Below are 19,517 nucleotides of genomic sequence, written 5' to 3' on the forward strand. Positions count from 1 at the left end.
CCCCGGCCCCGGACCGACGGGAAAGCCCCTCGTGAACGTCTCCCTCTGTCTCTTCACCGCTGATCTCCGGCTGCACGACAACCCGGTGCTCCGGGCCGCGCTCGACGAGGCCGATCAGGTGGTGCCGGTGTTCGTGCTGGACGTCGGGGTCGGTACGGCGGGGTTTGCCGTACCCAATCGGCTCGCTTTTCTCGCCGACTGCCTCGCCGATCTCGATGCCGGGCTGCGGGGGCGGGGCGGGCGGCTGGTGGTGCGGGCGGGGCCCGTGGTGGACGAGGTCTGCTCGGTCGTCACCCGTACCGGTGCCCGCCGGGTGCACGTGGCGGCCGGTGCCAGTGCGTACGCGCGCCGCCGTGAGGAGCGGCTTCGCGCGGCGCTGACCGCCCTGGGCTGTGCCCTTCACGTCCACGAGGCGGTGACCACCGTGCTCCCCCCGGGAACCGTCGTACCGCACGGCCGCGACCACTTCGCGGTGTTCACGCCGTACTTCCGGCGCTGGCAGGCCACTGCGGTACGGGACGTCGTGGCGGCTCCCCGGGCCGTGCCGGTTCCCGCGTCCGTCGCCGAGCGGGCCGGTTCCGTGCCGCTTCCCGTGCGCGCGGAGGTGGCCGGGGTGTCGCCGGGGCTCGCGACGGGCGGGGAGCGGTACGGGCGCGGGCGCTGCGCGGACTGGCTGCGCGGCTCACTCGCCGGATACGCCGACCAGGGCGCCGAACTCGCGGCCGACGCCACCTCGCACCTCTCCGCGCATCTGCACTTCGGCACCTTGTCGCCCCTCGAACTCGTCCACCGGGCAAGGAAGTTCGGGGGACCGGGCGCCGACGCCTTCGTACGCCAGTTGGCCTGGCGGGACTTCCATCATCAGGTGCTCGCGGCCCGCCCGGAGGCGGCGCGTACCGACTACCGCACCCGGCACGACCACTGGCGCCACGACGCGCGCGAGGCCGAGGCGTGGCGCGCCGGGCGGACCGGATACCCCGTGGTGGACGCCGCGATGCGCCAGCTCCGGCACGAGGGCTGGATGCCGGGGCGGGCCCGGATGCTGGTCGCGAGCTTCCTGACGAAGACGCTCTACCTGGACTGGCGGATCGGCGCCCGGCACTTCCTCGACCTGCTCGTGGACGGCGACGTCGCCAACAACCAGCTCAACTGGCAGTGGATGGCCGGCACCGGCACCGACACCCGCCCCAACCGCGTACTCAACCCGGTCACGCAGGCGAAACGCCACGACCCGCGCGGCGAGTACGTACGCCGCTGGCTGCCCGAACTGGCCGCCCTGCCGGGCCCCGCGATCCACCACCCCTGGACCCTCCCGCCCGCGGAACGGGCCCGCTACGACTACCCCGATCCGCTGGTCGACCTGGGTGAAGGGCTGGAGAGGTTCCGGCAGGCCCGAGGTGGTTGAGGAGCGCGGAGGCGGGCCAGGGCCAGGAGTCCGCCGATGCCGGGGACGGCGGCGCGCCATCGGGCGCCTGATCCGGCGGCGCCCGGGGCCTGCCAGACGGCGGCGAAGGTGACGAGGTAGGCCATGCCGTGCACCGGTCCCATCAGGGAGGTGACCACCTTGGCGTGGACCGTGAACAGGTTGAGGAAGAGGACGGCGAGCGAGGCCGCCTCGACGGCGGCGGCGATCCGCAGCAGACGCGGGGTCGCGGGCCCGGACGCCGAGGTGGGAGTGGGGTCGGACATCGGTCACGCCCCCGTGGTGGAGCCGGGTCGGATGATCATGAGCACGACGACGATCGCCCACAGCAGGTTGAACACCCCGGTGAGCATGGACAACCGGCTCGCGGTGGGTGGCGGTGGCCCGTCGGCGGCGCCGCCGGACGCGGCGAGGACGCGCTGCTGGTTCGGCAGGATCACCATCGCGAGGAGGACGGCCGCGACGCCGGTCAGCCCGATCGAGACGAGCAGCCAGATGTCGGTGAGGACGCCGAGGTAGGCGGCGGTGGCGAAGCCGAAGACGGGGACGGCGATGCCGAAGACGGCGTATCCACGACAGATGCGGTGGAGGAAGGCGGCGATTCCGGCGGCGTTGCCGGGCGTCGGGGTTTCCTCGGGTATCGCGGGCGCCGCGGGCGCCAACTGCCGTGCGTAGCGCGGGAACAGGGACGCGGCGACGGCGATCGGTCCGACCGCCAGGATCGCCACGAGGACATGCAGGGTCAAGAACACCTTGGTCACTGCGGAGCCTTCCACCGACGAGATGAATAGGTTGGCTGCCAATAGATAGCACACCAATACCTGACTTCTGTAGGCTGCCTACCTATGAGACAGGACGCGGTGCGAGGGCACCTGGACGGACTGCTGCTGGCCGTACTCGAAGCGGAGCCCCTGCACGGGTACGCGATCATCACGGCCGTCCAGCGGCGCAGCGGCGGCACACTCGCACTGCGATCGGGCACGATCTATCCGGCGCTGAACCGCCTGGAGCGCATCGGATTGCTGCGCGGCGACTGGCGGTCGGACGGGGACGGTGTGCGGCGGAGGCGTTGTTACGAGCTGACCGAGGCGGGCCGGCGGACGCTCGCCGGCGAACGGACGGCGTGGCGGGAGTTCACGACGGCGATCGGCTCGGTCCTGAACCCGGTTTCCCCACTGAACCCGGCGACTCCCCCGGAGCTGGCCACGTGAGCGACCCCGTGGACGAGTACGTGACCGCGCTCTCCGACGCCCTGCACGGACCGGCGCGCACCAAGGCGCGGATGGTGGCCGAGGTCCGGGACGGTCTCGCGGACGCGGTGGCGGAACGTACCGGTGAGGGCCTGACGTACGAGCGGGCGGCGGATCAGGCGGTACGGGAGTTCGGGAGTACGGACGAACTCGTGGTGAGCTGGCAACGGGAGCTGACGATCGCTCAGGCCCGGCACACCGCACGGACCGTGGCCCTGACGGTCCCCTTCCTGCTGACCTGCTGGTATCTCGTCCAGAACGCCGGGTACCGCTCGGACGGGGAACTCCCGCGTACCGCACAACTGTTGGCCGTCCATCTGGCCGAGGTCTCGACGGTGGCCGCGCTGCTCGCCGGGGCGACACTCGCGGCCACCGGTACGCTCGCCCGCCGACTGCCACCGACACCGCACCGGCTGCCACTCGCCGTCGCGTGGGCGGGGACGGTCGCGAGTGTGTCGATGGCCGTGGCGACACTCGCCCTCGCCATCGCGGCGGTACTGGGCACGAATGGGCTGCTGATCGCGTTCGCGGGGGTGCTGGCGGCGGCGTCGCATGGGCTGATGGCGGGGTCGGCTCGGTCTTGTCGGCGGTGTGCGAGGTTGCCCTTCCGGGAGTGACGGCGGGAGGGTTGCGGGGTGGCTGGGGCGTGGGTTCGGGAGCGGGCACCCGAGAGTTGGCCCCTGTGGCGCATGCCCGATCGATAACCCGTCTCGGCGCCGGGTGGCCCGCTGCGAAACTTCGGGCCATGACCTCACCCGAACTCGGCGAACTGGACTACCTCCGGGAGATCGAGCGTCTTGCCGGCCGCGTGAGCGTGGCGGCGTCCGACGAAGGATGGCTGTCGTTGGGGACGGACCCCGACGCGAACCCCGACAGTTCGACACCGCTTCTGCGCAGTGTGAACGAGCTGGCCCGAACCCTGCGCCGCTACCACTTCACGGGCGACGGTTGCACGGAAGAGGACCGGCCCCTGATCCGGCTCGTCGGAGCCTCCGTACTGAAACCCGGGACCATGCCCGCCGGGGTGGAGGAACCGTACGAAGAAGTCTGCGCGCGCCTCGGCGTCGAACCCCGGTCCGAGGGCTGGGCACTGTGGAACACCTGGAGCGAGGGGGATGACCTGAAGGTGACCATGGTGGTGTCCGCCGTCGAGACCACCGAGGGGCTGTTCCGGAACTGGTCGCGTGGGAGGGCGCTCGATCCGGTGTCGCCGCTGCCGTCCCAGATCGCCGTGGTCCGCACGGGCTGGATAGGCCCGATCACGTTCTCGCCTCGCGGCGTCGGGTTGACGGGTCTTGGCGGCCGACCGCTGACCTAGGACGACCGACCACTGACCTGGGCGGCCCCAGGGGCGAGGGCCGTGCTTGCGGTGCGGGTCAGAGTGTGGCCCCGTGCCACATGCAGGGGCCGGTGTGGAGGAAGCCTCGGTGGGGGGAGCTGTATCCCATCCAGATGAGGGGTACGAAGGTGCCGGTGTTCTGTTCATGTTCGGTGATGGGGTCGTGGCAGGCGATGCAGGTGGGTGGGGGTTTGTCGGCGGCGGTGCGGGCTCGGACGAGTGCGGCTTGTTGGGGGGCGGCGGTGGCGCAGAGCGGGTCCCCTGTCAGGGCGGCGTCTTCGCAGGGCTCGCAGGAGGTCCAGTGGGTGTGGAGGTCGCGGTACGTGGTGACGACGGCGGTGCGGATCGGGTAGCAGGTGGGGCAGGAGTGGGGTGCCCAGCCGATGCCGGCGTGGAGGTTGATGCCGGTGGCTGGGGCGAGGGGGGCGGTGCACCAGACGCAGGCGGCGCCCAGGTTCTGTTCGGTGGTGAGTTGGCGCATGTGCGGGATCTCGAAGAACTGGAGATCGGTGAGGTCCTGGTCTTCGGTGGCGCTCATCGGCGGGTCTCCTTCAGCGCGCGGCGCTGGCGTTGGTCGGTATTGCAGTGCGCGCAGGTGACGGTGTGTTCGATCAGATTTTTGTACGCAACGGCGGCGTCGGGGAGCATCACGGTGCGGCCGTCGTCGGTGAGGGTGAACAGGCTTTTGGTCATACCCGGGTCCCTACGGCGATCCTGTCGGATCCGGCCAGTTTGACCATCGCCCGCAGCACGATCGCGAGGCGCCGGTCGCCCAGTGACTCCAGGTTCCAGAAGGTGATGTTGCGGGGGAACCGGACCGCGACGATCAGGGCGAGGAACGCCTTGTCGGATGACGTGAGCCCCGGCGCCCGGGTGTACCGGGCCTCGAACGCCAGCCAGTCGCACGACACCGCACCGTCATCCCGCTCGGTGACCAGCAGCCCCCGCACCCACTCCCGAGCCAGTAACTCGTCCTCCTCAACGAGCGCGGCCAAGGCGAAACGCTCGCAAGGAGGTTGATCCCGCACCCACGCGGCGAGCCGGTCGGAGAGGAGAGGAGGGGTGTCGGGCGGGTCCGCCTTCGTACCGCCTGTGGCTTCCTGGTCGTGCCACACAATGTCGTTCATGTTGTTCATGTTGTTCATGTCGACTCTTCCGCGGTCGGCCACGCCCCGGAACGGATCGCACGGTCGCCGGAAGTCGCGGTGGCGTGTGCGGTCGAGGGGCCGTGGGTGGGTAACGGCGAGCCACTCGGGAATCTCCCCCGTGTGCTCAGTGGTCGCCATGAGGTCCACGACCAGGGTGGGGGCAGCGAAAGGCCCCAACTATCACGACTTGATGATAGTTGGGGCCAATGGGTGACGCTCTGTCAGGCGCTCAGCCAGGAGCCATAGCTGAGGAACGAATCGGGGAGCTGGCGCTTCGCCGCCTCCAACCCTTCGTACGTCGCCCGTACCGTCGCGTGGTAGCGGGCTTGCTGGGGAGCGGCCTTCCGCGCGCGCAGCAGGTTGCCGAACGACTCGTCCAGGGCTCCCGTCCACATCTGTGCGCGCGCCAGCTCCGCGTAGTGGTGGCTGCGGCGCGAGGCGGGCCACGCCTCCGGGAACGCGATCGTCCGCCCGGCCTGCGACGCGGCTCCGTACTCGTCCAGCTCGGCGAGCACGCTGACCCGGTGCACCTTGACGTTCGTGGGGCCGAACGTCAGCCAGTGCACATCCACCGCCTCGCCCGTCGCGGCGGCGATCCGCTCGCCCTCGGCGAGGTGCCCCTGGGCGCGATCCGCGTTCCCCGCCCGTCCCGCCATCACGGCCGCACCGAGGTGGAGCTGCCCGGTCACCACGTCCCGCTCCCGGCCGGCGGGGGCCTGCTCAAGCGTCGAGAAGCCCACCTTCACCAGGCGCTCGCCGGTTCGGTACTGCCCCTCGCGGAGGTACGTCAGCGCGCGCATGTACCGATACATGCCGCCCACCACCGCGTCACCCGCGCGCTGGGCCGCCCAGTCCATACGGGAGAGGGCGATGGCGGCGAGGTCGTTGTGGCCCAGCTTCGCCGCCACGTCGTACGCGGTGCGGTACGTCGATGCCAGCAGCAGCCAACCCTCCCTGCTGTCCGCCGAGTGCGCTGCCGTGGTCGCTTCCTGAATGAGCCCCGCGACCTGGGAGGCGGCCCGTTTGATCTCGCCGGCGCGGACCATGACGAGCAGGTCCTCGGCGTCGGCTTCGAGGAGTTGGCGGGGGCGGGGCTGGATGTCGGGGTCGGGGCCGAGGTCGTAGACGTCCAGCGCCTCGCGGATCGGCATGATCAGCACGTCCAGTTGGTCGGCGCGCAGCTCGGCGACGTAGGGCTGGCCGGTGATGCTGCTGACCTCCACGCGCATCGCCCGCGCGAACGAAGCGATCACGTGGGGGGTCGCGGGCAGGACACCCTGCTCGGTCTTCGTCGTCGTGGAGTACGGAACCCCGGAGAGATCCGAGAGGGCGCGCTGAGTGAGGTGTCGTTCGCGGCGCAGACGCTTGATGCGCGCGCCGATGTGGTCATGCGGAAGGGAGTGCATGCCGGCTCCGTTCTGACTCGACACGAGAACGGTACCCCTGGCACTTCCGGGCAGATGACGTATCAGTAAGGGAGTTGAGCGCCCCAAGCAGTCGTACGCCACGTACGAATCAGAGCGCGGATCTCGCGTCCGCTTGGCCCGCAGGGGCGAGGGCCGTGATTGCATGCGGGTCAGGGAGTGGCCCCTTGCCACATGCAGGGGCCGGTGTGAAGGAAGCCTCGATGGGGGGAGCTGTAGCCCATCCAGATGAGGGGTACGAAGGTGCCGGTGTGGAGTTCGTGGTGGGTGAGGGGGGTGTGGCAGGAGAGGCAGGTGGGTGGGGGTTTGTGGGCGGCGGTGCGGGCGCGGGCGAGTGCGGTTTGTTGGGGGGTGGCGGTGGGGCAGAGCGGGTCCCCTGTCAGGGCGGCGTCTTCGCAGGGCTCGCAGGAGGTCCAGTGGGTGTGGAGGTCGCGGTACGTGGTGACGACGGCGGTGCGGATCGGGTAGCAGGTGGGGCAGGAGTGGGGGGGCCCAGCCGATGCCGACGTGGAGGTTGATGCCGGTGGCGGGGGCGAGGGGATCGGCGCACCAGATGCAGGCGGCGCCCGTGTTCTGTTCGGTGGTGAGTTGGCGCATGTGCGGGATTTCGAAGAATTGGAGGTCGGTGAGGTCCTGGTCTTCGGTGGCGCTCATCGGCGGGTCTCCCTCAGCGCGCGGCGCAGAACGGTGCCCGGCTCGCACTTCCGCTGGTCGGTATTGCACTGGGTGCAGGTGATGGTGTGTTCGATCAGAGTTTTGTACGCGACGGCGGCGTCGGGGAGCATCACGGTGCGGCCGTCCTCGGTGAGGGTGAACAGGCTCCGGGTCATACCCGTGTCCCGACGGCGATGGTGTCGGACCCGGCGAGCTTGGCCATCGCCCGCAGCACGATGGCGAGGCGGCGGTCGCCCAGTGACTCCAGGTTCCAGAAGGTGATGTTGCGGGGGAACCGGACAGCGACGATCAGGGCGAGGAACGCCTTGTCCGATGACGTGAGCCCAGGCGCCCGGCTGTACCGGGCCTCGAACGCCAGCCAGTCGCACGACACCGCACCACCGTCATGCTCGGCGACGAGAATCCGCCGCACACACTCCCGCGCCAGTAACTCGTCCTCCTCGATGAGCGCGGCCAACGCGAACCGCTCGCAAGGGGGTTGATCCCGCACCCAGGCGGTGAGGCGGTCGCTGAGCAGCGGAGTGTGGTCGGCGGCAGTGGTCATGGCCCGACTCCAAACAGTGAGTGACCTGGTCTGATACCGCTATGGTTTCGGCCGGTCACGGACAGCACACCCCCACTGCCGGACATCTTGGGACGTCTTCGGCCCATCACGGTGACGTGAGTCGTCGCTTCACGTCTATCCTGCGGGCCATGGTGAACGAGCGCCTGCGACGTGCAATGCACCAGGCCGGACTTGACATCCAGTCCCTGGCAGAAGCCTCCGAGGTGTCTACCAAGACCGTCGAACGGTGGATGGGCGGCAAGACTCCCTACCCCCGCACGCGGTACCGGGTAGCGGCCATCCTCCAAGAGGACGAGTCCTACCTGTGGCCCGAAGCGGTCAACACCTCAGCTCTGACCGGCGCCGAGATGGTGGCCACCTACCCTCGCCGCAGCGATGTGCCGAGGCACCTGTGGATGGAGCTGCTGCGCGGCGCGCACCGCGATATCGACCTCCTTGCCTACGCGGGACTGTTTCTCACCGAAGAACACCCCGACTGGCTGCCCACCTTGGCGGCGAAGTCCGAGCAGGGGGTCCGCGTCCGACTCCTCCTCGGGGACCAGGACGGTGCCCATCTGGCCGCCCGGGACGGGGAGTACAAGATCGGCGGCGGCGTCGCGGGACGGGTCTCCGCCGTCCTCGCCCACTATCAGCAGCGCATGCCGCGCACCGTTCAGATCCGGCTGCACGACACCTCCCTGTACAACTCCATCTACCGCTTCGACGACGAGATGATCGTGAACACACATGCCTACGGCGTGCTCGCCGCGTTCACCCCGGTGATGCGGCTACGGCGTATCGACGGCGCCTACTTCAACACCTACGTGGAGTCGTACGAGCGGGTCTGGGCCTCGGCTCGGCCGGTCGACATCGTGACGGAGGACCGATGAGCGAGAGCAAGGCCACGCGCAGGGTCGATCACTGGCAGGACCCCGATGCTCCCAGGCCGACAAGCCGTAAGACCTCGGCCTCCGTGTTCGTCCAGGACGAGGACGGGCGTCTGCTGCTTCTCCAGCGCGTCGACAACGGGCTGTGGACGATCCCGACCGGCGGGGTGAAGAAGGGCGAAACCGTCGGCCAGGCAGGGGTGCGTGAGTGCCACGAGGAAACGGGGCTGGAGGTCGAAGTCACCGGACTCGTCGGGGTGTTCTCCACGCCCGACCACGTGATCGTCTACTGGCACGGCGACCGCGTGGACGAGGTCCGGCAGCCGATCAACATCTGCCTGCGTGCCCGGGTGACGGGCGGTGAGATCGCCCCCGAGCCGTCCGAGGCGGAGGAGGTGCGATGGGTCGATCCGGCGGACCTGGACGCGTACCCGATCCACCCCGCACTCAGATTCCGGATCGACCACGGACTCCGTACACAGGCGCCGTACATCGCCTGACGCGGTACTCGACGGTGTGAGAGGGGCGTCCCGGTGTGGGATCTTCCCCTGCCCGACGAGAGGCAGTGGCGTGTCCAGGAGTCGGCGAGGCGGTCTCGGTGGTCAGGGCGGTGCTGGTCGCGGTTCACGCTGCCTTGGACAAGGTCGCGCGGTCCGTTCGGGGTGTGTGGCGGACGAGGGGCGGCGGGGTCGTCCCGGCTGCTCCTTCGTCGTGGCGCGGCCACAGGAGGAGGGCGCCGATGGTGCCCGCTGCGGCGAGTACCGCCAGGACGGACCAGGTGAGTGTGAAGCCTCCGCTTGTGCCGAGCCATCCCGCGACGGGATAGGTGACCAGCCAGGCCAGGTGGGACAGGGAGAACTGGGCAGCGAACGCCTCGGGGATCGCGTTGCGTCCGACGGAGGTGCGCAGGACCTTGCCGGTCGGTGTGATGACCAGTGCCATACCGATGCCGATCACGGTCCAGACGACCGCCGTACCGATCCATGTCGTGAGGCCGGCGGCGACGAGCGCCACCGCGCCGGTCGTGCCGCCGACGAGGACTCCGGCGCCGGTCATCATGACGGTGCGGGCAGCGACCCGGTCGAGGACGCGGGGCAGTGCGAGGGCGGCGACGAGGGTTCCGGTGCCGGAGGCGGCGAGCATCCAGGCGACGTCCGACTGCGACCCGCCGAGCCGGTCCCGTACGTAGTTGACGGTGTTGACGACGACGATCGATCCGGCCGCCGCGACCACGAGGTTGAGCGCCATGACGCCGCGCAGCCGTGGCGTCCTGAGGAAGGTCCTGATCCCCGCCGTCGCCTTGTCCCATGCCTTGGTGTGGGCGCTGGGGCGGGCGTCGGGGACGCGCGTCAGCAGGACGAGCAGGGCGGAGATGAGGAATCCGGCGGAGGTGCCCAGGAACAGCCGGTCGAAGGTCATGAACGTCAGGGCGACGGCTGCCAGTACGGGGCTGAGCAGGCTCTCCATGGTGGAGGCGACCTGGGAGGCGGACAGGGCACGCGTGTAGTCGGACTCGTCGGTGACGATGTCGGGGATGACGGCCTGGAACGTCGGGGTGAACGCCGCGGAGGCGGCCTGGAGCAGGCCGATCAGGAGATAGACGTGCCAGACCTCGGTGATCAGCGGCAGTGCCAGGACCACCGCGCCGCGGACCACGTCGAGGAGGACGAGAAGGGTTCTTCTGGGGAGCCTGTCGACGTACGCGGCGGCCAGCGGGGCTATGACCACGTACATGACCATCTTGATGGTCAGGGCGGTGCCGAGGACCATGCCGGCGCGCGGTCCTGCGAGGTCGTAGGCGAGCAGGCCGAGGGCCACTGTGGTCAGCCCGGTACCGAACAGGGCGATGACCTGGGCACCGAACAGGCGGCGGTAGTCGCGGTGGGCGAACAGTCGCATGGCGGGTTCCTTCCGTGTCCATGCGGCGGGGCACGGCCCCGGGGTGGCGGCCGTGCACCGCGAGTACAGGCGGGGGATTCTCTACGCACCGGTTTCACTCCCCGGTGTGAGGCCGGCGAGGAGGTTGAAGGCGCCGGTGAGGACGTTGAGTGCGACGACGCCGACGACGTCGGCGATCGCGCGGTCGCTGTAGCCGTGCGCACGCAGCGCGCCGACCTGTTCGTCGGTGATCGACGTCGGCTCGCGATAGATCTGGAGGGCGAGGGTGATGATCGCCGCGATCGCGGGATCGGCCGAGGTGCCCGCGTGGGCCCGCTCGATCTCTTCCTCGTCCACCCCCAGGGCGCGGGCGGCACTGACATGCGCGTCGAGACAGAGCCCGCATCCCTGGCGGACCTGGACGGCGATGGAGATCCGTTCGCTGGTCGCGCGGTCGAGTTTGGCTCGTCCCATGGCGCGGCTGAGCTGGAGGTAGCCGCCCAGTACGGCGGGCGAGTGCGCCATCGTGGAGACCATGTCGCCGATCTGTCCGTGGCGGGAGACCAGGTCGGCGAGGAGGTCGCGCGAGGCGCCGACCGCCGTGTCGGGCGTGAGTCGGGTCAGGCGGGACATGACGCTCCTTCCCTCCGTCAGTGGTGTGCGTGGTCGCCGTGGTGGTGGCTTCCGTGCTCGGGTACGGGTACGGGTGCGGCCTGGGGTGCCGCGTCCGGGCGGGGAGTGGTCTCGGCGGTGCGTACCGTGAACTCGGCCGTCCGGACCGCGTCGTTGTGCTGGAAGTCCAGGTACAGGCGGTAGGTGCCGGCCGAAGGCGCGACCGCCATGAAGGTGATCCCGGGTCCCGGTGCGGTGACGCCGTCACCGGGTTCGCCCTCCGGGTGGACGTGGAGGTAGCCCAGGTCGCCGACCCGCAGTGCCACCAGGTGCCCGTACGCGGCCAGGTAGGGCTGGAGGTCGGTGACGGGCCGGCCGTCGCGGCTGACGGTGAGGGTCAGTCGGCTCGCCTCGCCGGGCAGGAGTTCGCCGTCGAGCGCGACGGTGTACTCGCCGATCCGTGCGATCCCGGTGGCCTCGGGGAGCGGCCTCGGGTCGTACGGCCCGGCGACCGCGGCGTCGATCCCCAGCGTCATGGTCCCGTCGTGGCCGACCGGGTGGACGTCGGCGAAGAACCTCCAGTCGCCCGGTTCCAGGGACAGTTCGACGCTCCAGGTGCCTTTCTCGTCCCTCACCGGGTGCACGTGCTGGAACCCGGCGGTGTCGCGCCGGACGGCTATGAAGTGCAGTTCCTTCTCGTGCTCGGGCGTGTACTCGGTCACCGGCCGCCCATCGGGGCCGATCACCCGGAAGCTGACCGGCTGCGCGCCGGGGGTGCGGATCGTCGAGTCGAGTTCGAGGGTGTACCCGTTCTGCGAGACCGACAGCCCGCCGGGCTGGGCTCCGCCGTGGCCGGCGTGGCCGCCGTGGCCGGCGTGCGCGCCGTGTCCGCTGTGGCCGGAGTGATTCGTCATGGCATCTCCTCAGGTGGGTCGGGCGGGGTGCGCCTTCCGGCGCCATCCGTCGTTCAGGACGTTGATCAGGACTATATACCCCCGGGGGGTATTTGGCGAGCGTACCGCCGGCAGCTTGGGTAGGCTGCCTGACCATGAAGGTGAGCGAGGTACGCGGGCATCTGGACGGGCTGCTGCTGTCCGTCGTGGAATCCGGCCCGCTGCACGGGTACGCGATCATCACCGCCGTCCAGGAGCGCAGCAACGGCGTCCTGGAGCTGCGCAAGGGCACGATCTACCCCGCGCTCAACCGGCTGGAGCGGCTGGGACTGCTGCGCAGCGACTGGGAGTCGGTGGGCGAGCGGCGCCGCCGCTGCTACGAACTCACGGACGCCGGCCGCCGCAGCCTGGCCACCGAGCGCACGGTGTGGCAGGAGTTCATCACCGCGATCGGCTCGGTCCTCGATCCGACCCCGCCGACCCCGCCGACCCCGCCGACCCCTGGTCACGCGACGTAGCACGCCCTCCGCCCCCAACGCCCTCCAACTCCCGCCCCACAGCGACCTGGTCGCGACGGAACTCGACATGATGCCGAGCGTGCCGACGCCTGACGCCCTGCCCGCCCACTCCGGCCCGGTGTACTTCGACGTCGGCGCACCGCGGGGCACCACGTCCTGCTACTGGATGACGGCCGTCTCGGCGGACGGTACGGAGTCCCTGCCGGCGGGCGACTGCGCGGTCAGCACACCGGAACGGTGACCCCTGGTTCGGGGCCGAGGGGCACCGTCGTACCGTCGTGGAATCGTGTGCACGTCAGGTAGCCACCCCTGGCGGCATGGACCGCCGGCGTCGATCCACGCCGCTACACGGGGGCCTGACCACCTGCATGACATCCCACATACGCGCTTTCCGACGCCGTCTGCCCCTCCGGCCGCCCCTCTGGCTGGTCCCGGTGGTGTGGACCGTGGCCCTCGGGCTGTGGGGACTGTCCCGGCGGCACAGCGTGTGGCGGGACGAGGCGGCGACCTGGCAGGTGGCCGAGCGGTCGACCGGTGACATCTGGCACATGCTGGGGCAGGTCGACGCGGTGCACGGCCTGTACTACCTGCTGATGCACGGCCTCTTCGAACTCTTCGGCCCCGGCACGACGACCTTGCGACTGCCGTCCGTGCTGGCCGGCGCGGTGGCGGCGGCCTGTGTGACGGTCATCGGCGAACGGCTCGCGGGGGCGTGGGGGGGCCTGGGCGGAGGGCTGGCGTTCGGGCTGCTCCCGGCGATGCAGTTCTACCTCCAGGAGGGCCGCCCGTACGCCCTGGTCGCGGCCGGGGCGGCCCTCGCGACGCTGCTCCTGGTGACGGCGCTCGAAGGCCGCGCCCGGCCGTGGCACTGGATGGCGTACGGCACCACGGTCGTCCTGTCCGCCCTCCTGAACTGGCTGTCCCTGCTGATGCTGCCCGCGCATCTGGCGACCCTGCTGTGGACGCGGGCGGCGCGCGGTACGTGGACCCGCTGGGCGGCGGCCTCGGCGGCGGCGCTGGCGGGCGCGCTGCCGTTGATCCTGTTCAGCCGGGGCCAGGCGGGCCAGCTCTCCTGGATACCGCCGATGACCTGGCACATGCTGATCGGCCCGGCGATCCTGCTCACGATCGGCGGCCTGGGCGCCCGGCTGGACCGCCCGAGGGCGGGCCACCTGTCGGCGGCGGCGGTGGGCCTGCCGCTCCTCGCGATACCGCAACTCGCCCTGATCGGAATCTCCCTCCAAAAGCCGCTGTTCGTGGACCGCTATGTGGTGTTCAGCCTCGTCGGCCTGTCCCTGCTGATCGGTACGGGACTGGGCGCGGCGGTACGGAGGGCGGGGCCGCGTTTCCCGAGGGCGTCGAGGTGGCTGGTCCCGGCGGTGGTCCTGGTCGCGCTGGTGGGGCTGCTTCCGCAGTCCCTCGCGAAACGGTCGCCGTCCAGCCGGGTGGACGACGTCCTCGCGATAGCGGCCGACGTACGGCGCGTGAAGCAGCCGGGCGACGCGGTGCTGTTCCTCCCGGCGGCCCGCCGCGACACCAAGTCGGTCTCACCTCAAGCCTTCACGGGCCTACGCGACATAGCCCTGGCGAAGTCCCCGGAAGCGTCGGGAACCCTGAAGGGCACGGAGATCCCCCCGTCCCACCTCCGCACCACGATGCTGGCGGAGCCCCGCATCCTCCTGATCACGGACGCCCCGGACGCGGCGAAACCGACGACGGGCCCCCGGGACAGAGCCATGACCGCGATCCTGAGGAAGTACTTCACCCCGACAACGGACCACCAGTCCCGGGGTCGCCGCCTGACCCTGTACGAGCGCCGAACGCCGAACCTCCACGCCCCGCTTCGCGAAACCCCCGTCTCCCGCAGCGGCTGACACGCGGCTCAGTGGTCCCTGAGAAGGCCCGCGTCGTGGGCCAGTACCGCCGCCTGGACTCTGTTGGCGCAGTCGGTGCGGGTGAGGATTCTGCTGATGTGGGACTTGATCGTGCCGGGGCTCAGATGGAGCTGGTCGGCGATCTCGGCGTTGGAGAGGCCGGTGCCGAGGAGGCGCAGGACGTCGCGTTCGGCGGGGGTGAGGTGTTCGGTTCTGCGGCGGGCGGCCTCTGTGTCGCGGCCCGACTGGACGTGGCGGTCCAGGAGTTGGCGGGTGATCCGGGGGGCCAGGACGGGTTCGCCCTTCGCGGCGAGTTGTACGGCGCGGATCAGGTCGGCGGGGCCCGTGTCCTTGAGGAGGAAGCCGCTCGCCCCGGCCCGCAGGGCGCGGGTCACGCTCGCCTCCTCGCCGAACGCCGTCAGCATCACGACGCAGGTGCGGGGCGAGAGGCGGGCGATGTCCTCGGCGGCGGCGATGCCGTCCCTGCCCGGCATCTGGATGTCGAGCAGGGCGACGTCGATGTCCTGGGCGCGGCACGCGGCGGCTGCCTCCCGGCCGTCGCCCGCCTCGGCGACCACCTCGATGTCGTCGGCGTTCTCCAGGATCAGCCGGATGCCCGCGCGCATCAGCGCCTCGTCGTCGGCGATCAGGACTCGGATCATCCGGTCATCCTAGGGGTCCCCCATTCCCCCCCGTTCCCTCTTCATTTCACGGCCGCCAGCGCCAGCAACAGGGCTACGAAACCGACCGTCGGCAGGATCACGAGCAGCGCGGCGCAGCCCGAGCCCAGGACGCGCGGCCAGGTCAGGATCTCGTCCGGCAGGGGGGCGCGTGCCCCTGGTTGCGCGGTCCGGGATGGGTCCAGCGGGTGCGCGACGGGTGCGATAGGCGCGACGGGTGCCGGGGGTGCGACGGGCGCCGGGGTGCCGATTCCCTGCGGCGGCAGCCACGCCGCCACCCGGAACCCACCATCCGTCAAGGCCCCCGCCTCGAACACCCCGCCGAGCAGCGAGATCCGCTCCTGACAGCCGGCGAGCCCGCTGCGATTCCCTCCCCGGGAGTGGCCGCCCGCACCCGGCGCCCCATTCGTGACGGACACCTCGATCCCCCCGTCCCCGCCACCGCTGACCCGCACCCTGGTCGGCGCGCCCGACGCGTGTTTCAGGACGTTCGTCAGCCCTTCGCGGACGAGCCGGTGGATCGCCTGCCGCGTACCGAACCCCAACTCCGCCGTCTCCGGCACGGACCAGTCCAGCTCCACGGCGCTGCCCGTCTGCCGGGACTCCTTCACCAGGGCGGCGATGTCGTCCCGCGTTCCCCGCCCGTCCCCGGTCCCCCCGTCCGCCAGGGCGTCCGTCAGGTCCTCGCGCCGCAGCACACCCAGGATTTCGCGCAGCTCCCCCATCGCCGTACCGGCCGTCGTCCGCAGTAGCTCCGCCTGCCCGGCGAGCGCCGGGGCCTGGCGCGCGGCGCCCAGCTCCAGCGCCCCGGCGTGCACCGAGATCAGGCTCAGCCGGTGGCCCAGCAGGTCGTGCATCTCGCCCGCGATCCGGTTCCGCTCCTCCATCCGGGCCGCGGCGGCGGTCAGCGTACGGGCCTGTTCCAGATAGGTGTTGCGCTCCCGCAACAGGCTGACCAGCGGGCGGCGGCGCCCCAGCAGGGTCCCGGCCAGGGCGGGCAGCAGCAGGAGCAGCACGGCCGAGCCCGCGTTCCCGGCCAGCGCCAGAAGCGGGCCCCCGGTCTCCTCGTGCGGCAGGACCAGGACACGGACGGCGGTCAGGACACCGACGAGGGCGCAGCCCACGCCGACGACCCGCCACGCGCGCCGCGTCGGCGCGATACGCCGGGTGGCGGGCAGCACGATCAGCGGCACCACGGCGAGCGTCCACACGTTGTCGCCCACGAGCAGCAGCGAGGCGCCGACGACCGCGGCGGCCGGCCGGCCGCGCCGGGCGGGGACGAGCAGCGCCGCCCACAGCGCCCCCACGACGGCCGATACCGGCCGCTCCGGGGTCAGCAGGAGCAGCGGTGTCAGACAGAAGGCCGCCGCCAGGGCGGAGAGCAGTGCCTCGGTGACGAGCGTGCGGCGCGGAGCGGCACGCAGCGCGGCCAGGCCACCGGCGACCTGGCCACGCGCCCACCGTGGCAGCCCGCGTATCACGCGCCCGGCCCGAGGTTCAGCTCCGCCCGCAGCGCCGCCACGTCCACCTTGTCGGCGGTCAGCAGACGTACGACCGTGCCGCCGCCCCCGACCCCTGCGCCCGCCTCGGGTGCCGCTTCGTCGAGCAGCGCCGCCAGCAGATGGACCGTACCCACCGTGGGCGAACCGTGCTCGGCGGCGGACAGCCGCGCGACCGCCACGATCCGGTCGGCGGCTGCGGACCGCAGCAGGTCGGCGCCTTCGCCGTCACCGCCGGGGACGGCCGCGGGAGGGGTGTCGGTGGCCGAGGCGACGAGGGACACCTGCCGTACCCCGTGCCGCCGCAGCAGCTCAGGAGCCGCGTTGGCGTCCGCCAGCTTCTCGGGCAGCGCGCGTCCGGCGACGGACAGGGCGCGGTCCAGGGCGAGCGTCCCGAGGAGCAGGTCCACCGGTTCCACCACGGCCCGCCCGCACCGCACCGCCTGCCGCATCGCCTCGATGGTCACCGCGAACACGACCGGGGAACCGTTCACGCTGCTCCCGGACGTCCACGACATCAGCCCGCGCGTCAGCCAGTTGCCGCTCTTGCCCAGCGTTCCGGCCTGGCGGAGCAGGATGACGCCACGGGATTCCGGGCGCTGGGTCTCCGCGGGGGCGCCCGCGTCCAGGGCGTCGAGCGCGGTCGCCGCGGCGGACGGGTCGAGCCGTTCCAGGGTCAGGGCCTCCCGCGCCCTGCTGTCCGGCAGCTCCAGCAGCGCGCGGGCCACATGGCGGCAGCGCACCGAGATCGTGCCCTCGGCGCGGGCCGCCCCGAGCGCGCGCAGCAGGCATACCCGTAGCGCACCGGTCATCCCGGGCAGCGCCCGGTCGCCGTCCGCGTCCGACCGGCGCCCGGTGAGGCCGAAGCGCCACCCCGCCTCACGCCAGACGGCGTCGACCTCCCGTATGTCCGCGTCGGCGTCGGCGTCGAGATCGACATCGACGGGCTCCCCGCGCACCTCGTCGTCGCTCACCCACCCGTTCCCCGCCATCGCGGCGATCCTGCCGCTCAGGGAACCGGCCTTCCGCATCCCCGGGGCGAGCGCCGCACCGGCGTCCGTGTCCCCGAGCACCAGCTCCCCGAGCAGGGTGTCCGTCCCCACGGCCGGCAGCTCCCGCCGGACCGCGCGCCGCAGCGTCTCCACGAGCAGATCCATGACGTCCGGCTCGAACTCGGTGGTCGCCCCGAGCACATCCGTCGTCCCTCGCTGACCCATCACTGTTCCCCTCGAAGCGCGGTGCTTGCCTGAACACCCACCACGCTAAACGCCCACCCGGGACCCCTCTTCTGCCGAGTGGCCAGACCTCCGGTCCGATCGGCGATCCGGCCACACCCCGGAACAGCCACCCGGCCGCGACCCGCGTCAGTCGGCCAGGTCAGTTGGCCGCGTTCATGAGATCCAGGGCGCTGTGCTGCCGCGCGGCGTCCGTGGAGTCGAAGGGTCCGGCCCAGCGCAGCCCGTACGCGTCGAGCGGGGTCCGGTTGTTCGCGTACGCCGTGTCGGCCTGCCGTCGGATGTACGTCGTGTACGGGCGGTCGGAGAGCCGGGCGTTGAACGCGCCGAGTCCCCGGATGTACGCGCCCTTGAAGGAGGGGCCGTCGGCGCCGCAGCCGTTCGACTCGCAGGGCTCCCGCAGGATGCCGCCCGAGTTCAGGGCCCCGGACGTGGTCGACGCGTCCGCGATCTGGCGGCCGGTGGTGAGCAGGGCGGTGTCCCCGGTGGCCTTGTGCAGCTCCGCGAGCGCGCCGAGCAGGACACCTTGGTTGTACGACCAGGTGGTGTCGCCATTGTTGGCGCAGGTCGACAGGTTGATGCCGTCGTTGACGAGATGGGAGCTGTTGATCATCCCGGTGCCCTTGAACCACGCCCACTCGGCGTTGGCCCGGCCCAGATAGACGGTGTCGCCCGCGATGCGGTTGTGGAGGGCCGCGTTCAGTTGCAGATAGAGGGAGTTGGCGATGGCGTTCTTGTAGGTCTTGGCGGTGCTCCACCAGACACCGCCGCCGCACGTGGAGTCCCAGTACCGCGCCATGTAGTCGGCGTCGGCGCGGGCGGTGTTCAGATAGCGGGAGTCGCCGGTGAGGTCGTACGCGGCGACCCACGCCAGCCCCCACCACCCCGTGTCGTCGATGTAGTCGTTCGTGAAGTTGCCGCCCTGCGCGGAGAGGTTGCGGTCGTAGGTGGTGGAGATGGCGTACCGGTAGCTGTCCATTCCGGTGACGCGGATGTTGTCGATGAGGGCGGTCAGGGCGTTGGCCGAGTTCCACCAGCCGGTGGTGGCGAACAGACCGGTGGAGTTGTTGTACGACTGCATCAGCGCGGTGGCGGCGGCCGTCGGACGGCTCCAGGCGTTCCAGGTGGTACGGGCCCACTGCGTGCACGCGATGTCGGGCCGGTCGCCCGCCTTGCCGCAGGCGCGCAGGGCGCCGACACCGAGGGCGCCCCAGTCGTCCACGTTGTACATCAGGGTGCGCCAGCCGGTCTGCCCGGCCGGGATCTTGGTGTCACCGAGCTTGCTGCCCGATGCCCAGGTGCGCCCACCGTCGAAGGACCGGTCGAGCCACACCTCGTCACCGGGGCTACCGCCCGAGATCGAGGCCCAGCCCATCGCGTCGGCGTCGTCGAAGTGCAGGACGAGGGTGCGCGAGAAGATCCCGGCGGTCACCGGCTGCCGGTCCTGCGGGGACAGCGCCGGATCGCGGGCGTCGCAGTACTTGTTGCAGATGGTCGCCCCGGCGGCGGCGACCGCCACACCGCCGGCGGTGGCCGGGGCGAGGACGACGAGGCCGGCGAGGAAGGCGAAGGCGGCCGTCAGAGCGAACAGCCGGGCCCCGGCCCTCCGTACTCGTTCCACTGCGGGTGTCATACGGA

24 protein-coding genes are annotated in these 19,517 nt (G+C 71.2%); 9 read left to right on the forward strand and 15 right to left on the reverse strand.

The annotated features are described in order from the left end of the window. Positions 1–31: 31 nt before the first annotated feature. On the forward strand, positions 32–1,405 hold the full coding sequence (locus ACIQNU_RS14825; protein WP_401365864.1) for a cryptochrome/photolyase family protein: 1,374 nt from the start codon (positions 32–34) through the stop codon (positions 1,403–1,405). Here ACIQNU_RS14825 and ACIQNU_RS14830 read toward each other — a convergent pair. Further along, entirely contained in the window at positions 1,339–1,689 is a 351-nt protein-coding gene (locus ACIQNU_RS14830; RefSeq protein ID WP_401365865.1) for a DUF3817 domain-containing protein, read from the reverse strand. The two genes, ACIQNU_RS14825 and ACIQNU_RS14830, sit on opposite strands and share 67 nt — an antisense overlap. Before the next feature lie 3 nt (positions 1,690–1,692). Then, positions 1,693–2,184 (reverse strand): hypothetical protein, encoded by a 492-nt coding sequence (locus ACIQNU_RS14835; protein WP_401365866.1) that lies wholly within the window; start codon positions 2,182–2,184, stop codon positions 1,693–1,695. An 84-nt stretch (positions 2,185–2,268) separates the two neighbouring features. Here ACIQNU_RS14835 and ACIQNU_RS14840 point away from each other — a divergent pair, with 84 nt between their 5' ends. From ACIQNU_RS14840 to ACIQNU_RS14850, 3 genes are all read left to right on the forward strand, one after another. After that, entirely contained in the window at positions 2,269–2,634 is a 366-nt protein-coding gene (locus tag ACIQNU_RS14840) for a PadR family transcriptional regulator (RefSeq protein ID WP_401365867.1), read from the forward strand. Beyond that, complete coding sequence (locus ACIQNU_RS14845; protein WP_401365869.1) at positions 2,631–3,290, forward strand: permease prefix domain 1-containing protein; 660 nt, start codon at positions 2,631–2,633, stop codon at positions 3,288–3,290. The genes ACIQNU_RS14840 and ACIQNU_RS14845 overlap by 4 nt, the downstream gene beginning before the upstream one ends. Positions 3,291–3,418: 128 nt before the next feature. Then, complete coding sequence (locus ACIQNU_RS14850) at positions 3,419–3,991, forward strand: hypothetical protein (RefSeq protein WP_401365871.1); 573 nt, start codon at positions 3,419–3,421, stop codon at positions 3,989–3,991. 58 nt (positions 3,992–4,049) lie between these two features. On the opposite strand, the gene ACIQNU_RS14855 is transcribed toward ACIQNU_RS14850, so the two are convergent. The 6 genes from ACIQNU_RS14855 to ACIQNU_RS14880 form a co-directional block, all read right to left on the reverse strand. Beyond that, positions 4,050–4,550: a hypothetical protein gene (locus tag ACIQNU_RS14855; protein WP_401365873.1), complete on the reverse strand. Its 501-nt coding sequence runs from the start codon at positions 4,548–4,550 to the stop codon at positions 4,050–4,052. Then, positions 4,547–4,705, reverse strand: a complete 159-nt coding sequence (locus ACIQNU_RS14860) for a hypothetical protein (protein ID WP_401365875.1) — start codon at positions 4,703–4,705, stop codon at positions 4,547–4,549. The genes ACIQNU_RS14855 and ACIQNU_RS14860 overlap by 4 nt, the downstream gene beginning before the upstream one ends. Further along, positions 4,702–5,139 carry a hypothetical protein gene (locus ACIQNU_RS14865; RefSeq protein ID WP_401365877.1) on the reverse strand — a complete coding sequence of 146 codons (438 nt, stop codon included), beginning with the start codon at positions 5,137–5,139 and terminating at the stop codon, positions 4,702–4,704. Before ACIQNU_RS14865 ends, ACIQNU_RS14860 begins: the two co-directional genes overlap by 4 nt. Positions 5,140–5,381: 242 nt before the next feature. Further along, the gene (locus tag ACIQNU_RS14870; RefSeq protein WP_401365879.1) at positions 5,382–6,566 is read right to left on the reverse strand and encodes a helix-turn-helix domain-containing protein; all 1,185 of its coding nucleotides are present in this window, start codon (positions 6,564–6,566) and stop codon (positions 5,382–5,384) included. Positions 6,567–7,234: 668 nt separating this feature from the next. Beyond that, entirely contained in the window at positions 7,235–7,414 is a 180-nt protein-coding gene (locus ACIQNU_RS14875; RefSeq protein ID WP_401365881.1) for a hypothetical protein, read from the reverse strand. Beyond that, on the reverse strand, positions 7,411–7,803 hold the full coding sequence (locus ACIQNU_RS14880; RefSeq protein WP_401365883.1) for a hypothetical protein: 393 nt from the start codon (positions 7,801–7,803) through the stop codon (positions 7,411–7,413). Before ACIQNU_RS14880 ends, ACIQNU_RS14875 begins: the two co-directional genes overlap by 4 nt. 149 nt (positions 7,804–7,952) lie before the next feature. Here ACIQNU_RS14880 and ACIQNU_RS14885 point away from each other — a divergent pair, with 149 nt between their 5' ends. Both ACIQNU_RS14885 and ACIQNU_RS14890 read left to right on the forward strand, forming a co-directional pair. After that, entirely contained in the window at positions 7,953–8,693 is a 741-nt protein-coding gene (locus ACIQNU_RS14885; RefSeq protein WP_401365884.1) for a helix-turn-helix domain-containing protein, read from the forward strand. Continuing rightward, entirely contained in the window at positions 8,690–9,190 is a 501-nt protein-coding gene (locus tag ACIQNU_RS14890; RefSeq protein WP_401365886.1) for an NUDIX domain-containing protein, read from the forward strand. Before ACIQNU_RS14885 ends, ACIQNU_RS14890 begins: the two co-directional genes overlap by 4 nt. A 124-nt stretch (positions 9,191–9,314) precedes the next feature. Here ACIQNU_RS14890 and ACIQNU_RS14895 read toward each other — a convergent pair whose 3' ends face one another. From ACIQNU_RS14895 to ACIQNU_RS14905, 3 genes are all read right to left on the reverse strand, one after another. After that, positions 9,315–10,589: an MFS transporter gene (locus tag ACIQNU_RS14895; protein ID WP_401365888.1), complete on the reverse strand. Its 1,275-nt coding sequence runs from the start codon at positions 10,587–10,589 to the stop codon at positions 9,315–9,317. Positions 10,590–10,670: 81 nt separating this feature from the next. Beyond that, a complete protein-coding gene (locus ACIQNU_RS14900; RefSeq protein WP_401365890.1) occupies positions 10,671–11,201 on the reverse strand; it encodes a carboxymuconolactone decarboxylase family protein in 531 nt (176 codons plus the stop codon). A 17-nt stretch (positions 11,202–11,218) separates the two neighbouring features. Then, entirely contained in the window at positions 11,219–12,094 is an 876-nt protein-coding gene (locus tag ACIQNU_RS14905) for a hypothetical protein (RefSeq protein WP_401365892.1), read from the reverse strand. 134 nt (positions 12,095–12,228) lie between these two features. On the opposite strand from ACIQNU_RS14905, the gene ACIQNU_RS14910 reads away from it, so the two are divergent. The 3 genes from ACIQNU_RS14910 to ACIQNU_RS14920 all read left to right on the forward strand — a co-directional run bounded on the left by ACIQNU_RS14910 (position 12,229) and on the right by ACIQNU_RS14920 (position 14,465). Continuing rightward, the gene (locus ACIQNU_RS14910; protein ID WP_401365894.1) at positions 12,229–12,591 is read left to right on the forward strand and encodes a helix-turn-helix transcriptional regulator; all 363 of its coding nucleotides are present in this window, start codon (positions 12,229–12,231) and stop codon (positions 12,589–12,591) included. A gap of 79 nt (positions 12,592–12,670) precedes the next feature. Continuing rightward, positions 12,671–12,832, forward strand: a complete 162-nt coding sequence (locus ACIQNU_RS14915; protein ID WP_401365895.1) for a hypothetical protein — start codon at positions 12,671–12,673, stop codon at positions 12,830–12,832. Between the two features lie 127 nt (positions 12,833–12,959). Then, the gene (locus tag ACIQNU_RS14920) at positions 12,960–14,465 is read left to right on the forward strand and encodes a glycosyltransferase family 39 protein (RefSeq protein ID WP_401365897.1); all 1,506 of its coding nucleotides are present in this window, start codon (positions 12,960–12,962) and stop codon (positions 14,463–14,465) included. A gap of 8 nt (positions 14,466–14,473) precedes the next feature. Here the strand turns inward: ACIQNU_RS14920 and ACIQNU_RS14925 are convergent, their stop codons facing one another. The 4 genes from ACIQNU_RS14925 to ACIQNU_RS14940 form a co-directional block, all read right to left on the reverse strand. Next, on the reverse strand, positions 14,474–15,127 hold the full coding sequence (locus ACIQNU_RS14925; protein ID WP_401365899.1) for a response regulator: 654 nt from the start codon (positions 15,125–15,127) through the stop codon (positions 14,474–14,476). A gap of 41 nt (positions 15,128–15,168) precedes the next feature. Continuing rightward, entirely contained in the window at positions 15,169–16,626 is a 1,458-nt protein-coding gene (locus ACIQNU_RS14930) for a sensor histidine kinase (protein WP_401365901.1), read from the reverse strand. Next, positions 16,623–17,861, reverse strand: coding sequence for a hypothetical protein (locus ACIQNU_RS14935; RefSeq protein WP_401365903.1), 1,239 nt, complete (start codon positions 17,859–17,861; stop codon positions 16,623–16,625). The genes ACIQNU_RS14930 and ACIQNU_RS14935 overlap by 4 nt, the downstream gene beginning before the upstream one ends. A gap of 160 nt (positions 17,862–18,021) precedes the next feature. After that, positions 18,022–19,512, reverse strand: a complete 1,491-nt coding sequence (locus ACIQNU_RS14940; RefSeq protein WP_401365905.1) for a glycoside hydrolase family 76 protein — start codon at positions 19,510–19,512, stop codon at positions 18,022–18,024. Between the last annotated feature and the right edge of the window lie 5 nt (positions 19,513–19,517).

Origin of the sequence: Streptomyces sp. NPDC091292 (assembly GCF_044757265.1) — a bacterium.
Taxonomy (GTDB): Bacteria; Actinomycetota; Actinomycetes; order Streptomycetales; family Streptomycetaceae; genus Streptomyces.

Excerpts from the sequence above, each read along its gene's own strand:
- ACIQNU_RS14830 (WP_401365865.1), bottom strand. The coding sequence starts at position 1,689 with ATGTCCGACCCCACTCCCACCTCGGCGTCCGGGCCCGCGACCCCGCGT.
- ACIQNU_RS14840 (WP_401365867.1), top strand. The coding sequence starts at position 2,269 with ATGAGACAGGACGCGGTGCGAGGGCACCTGGACGGACTGCTGCTGGCC.
- ACIQNU_RS14850 (WP_401365871.1), top strand. The coding sequence starts at position 3,419 with ATGACCTCACCCGAACTCGGCGAACTGGACTACCTCCGGGAGATCGAG.
- ACIQNU_RS14855 (WP_401365873.1), bottom strand. The coding sequence starts at position 4,550 with ATGAGCGCCACCGAAGACCAGGACCTCACCGATCTCCAGTTCTTCGAG.
- ACIQNU_RS14860 (WP_401365875.1), bottom strand. The coding sequence starts at position 4,705 with ATGACCAAAAGCCTGTTCACCCTCACCGACGACGGCCGCACCGTGATG.
- ACIQNU_RS14865 (WP_401365877.1), bottom strand. The coding sequence starts at position 5,139 with ATGAACGACATTGTGTGGCACGACCAGGAAGCCACAGGCGGTACGAAG.
- ACIQNU_RS14870 (WP_401365879.1), bottom strand. The coding sequence starts at position 6,566 with ATGCACTCCCTTCCGCATGACCACATCGGCGCGCGCATCAAGCGTCTG.
- ACIQNU_RS14875 (WP_401365881.1), bottom strand. The coding sequence starts at position 7,414 with ATGACCCGGAGCCTGTTCACCCTCACCGAGGACGGCCGCACCGTGATG.
- ACIQNU_RS14880 (WP_401365883.1), bottom strand. The coding sequence starts at position 7,803 with ATGACCACTGCCGCCGACCACACTCCGCTGCTCAGCGACCGCCTCACC.
- ACIQNU_RS14885 (WP_401365884.1), top strand. The coding sequence starts at position 7,953 with ATGGTGAACGAGCGCCTGCGACGTGCAATGCACCAGGCCGGACTTGAC.
- ACIQNU_RS14890 (WP_401365886.1), top strand. The coding sequence starts at position 8,690 with ATGAGCGAGAGCAAGGCCACGCGCAGGGTCGATCACTGGCAGGACCCC.
- ACIQNU_RS14895 (WP_401365888.1), bottom strand. The coding sequence starts at position 10,589 with ATGCGACTGTTCGCCCACCGCGACTACCGCCGCCTGTTCGGTGCCCAG.
- ACIQNU_RS14900 (WP_401365890.1), bottom strand. The coding sequence starts at position 11,201 with ATGTCCCGCCTGACCCGACTCACGCCCGACACGGCGGTCGGCGCCTCG.
- ACIQNU_RS14905 (WP_401365892.1), bottom strand. The coding sequence starts at position 12,094 with ATGACGAATCACTCCGGCCACAGCGGACACGGCGCGCACGCCGGCCAC.
- ACIQNU_RS14910 (WP_401365894.1), top strand. The coding sequence starts at position 12,229 with ATGAAGGTGAGCGAGGTACGCGGGCATCTGGACGGGCTGCTGCTGTCC.
- ACIQNU_RS14920 (WP_401365897.1), top strand. The coding sequence starts at position 12,960 with ATGACATCCCACATACGCGCTTTCCGACGCCGTCTGCCCCTCCGGCCG.
- ACIQNU_RS14925 (WP_401365899.1), bottom strand. The coding sequence starts at position 15,127 with ATGATCCGAGTCCTGATCGCCGACGACGAGGCGCTGATGCGCGCGGGC.
- ACIQNU_RS14935 (WP_401365903.1), bottom strand. The coding sequence starts at position 17,861 with ATGGGTCAGCGAGGGACGACGGATGTGCTCGGGGCGACCACCGAGTTC.
- ACIQNU_RS14940 (WP_401365905.1), bottom strand. The coding sequence starts at position 19,512 with ATGACACCCGCAGTGGAACGAGTACGGAGGGCCGGGGCCCGGCTGTTC.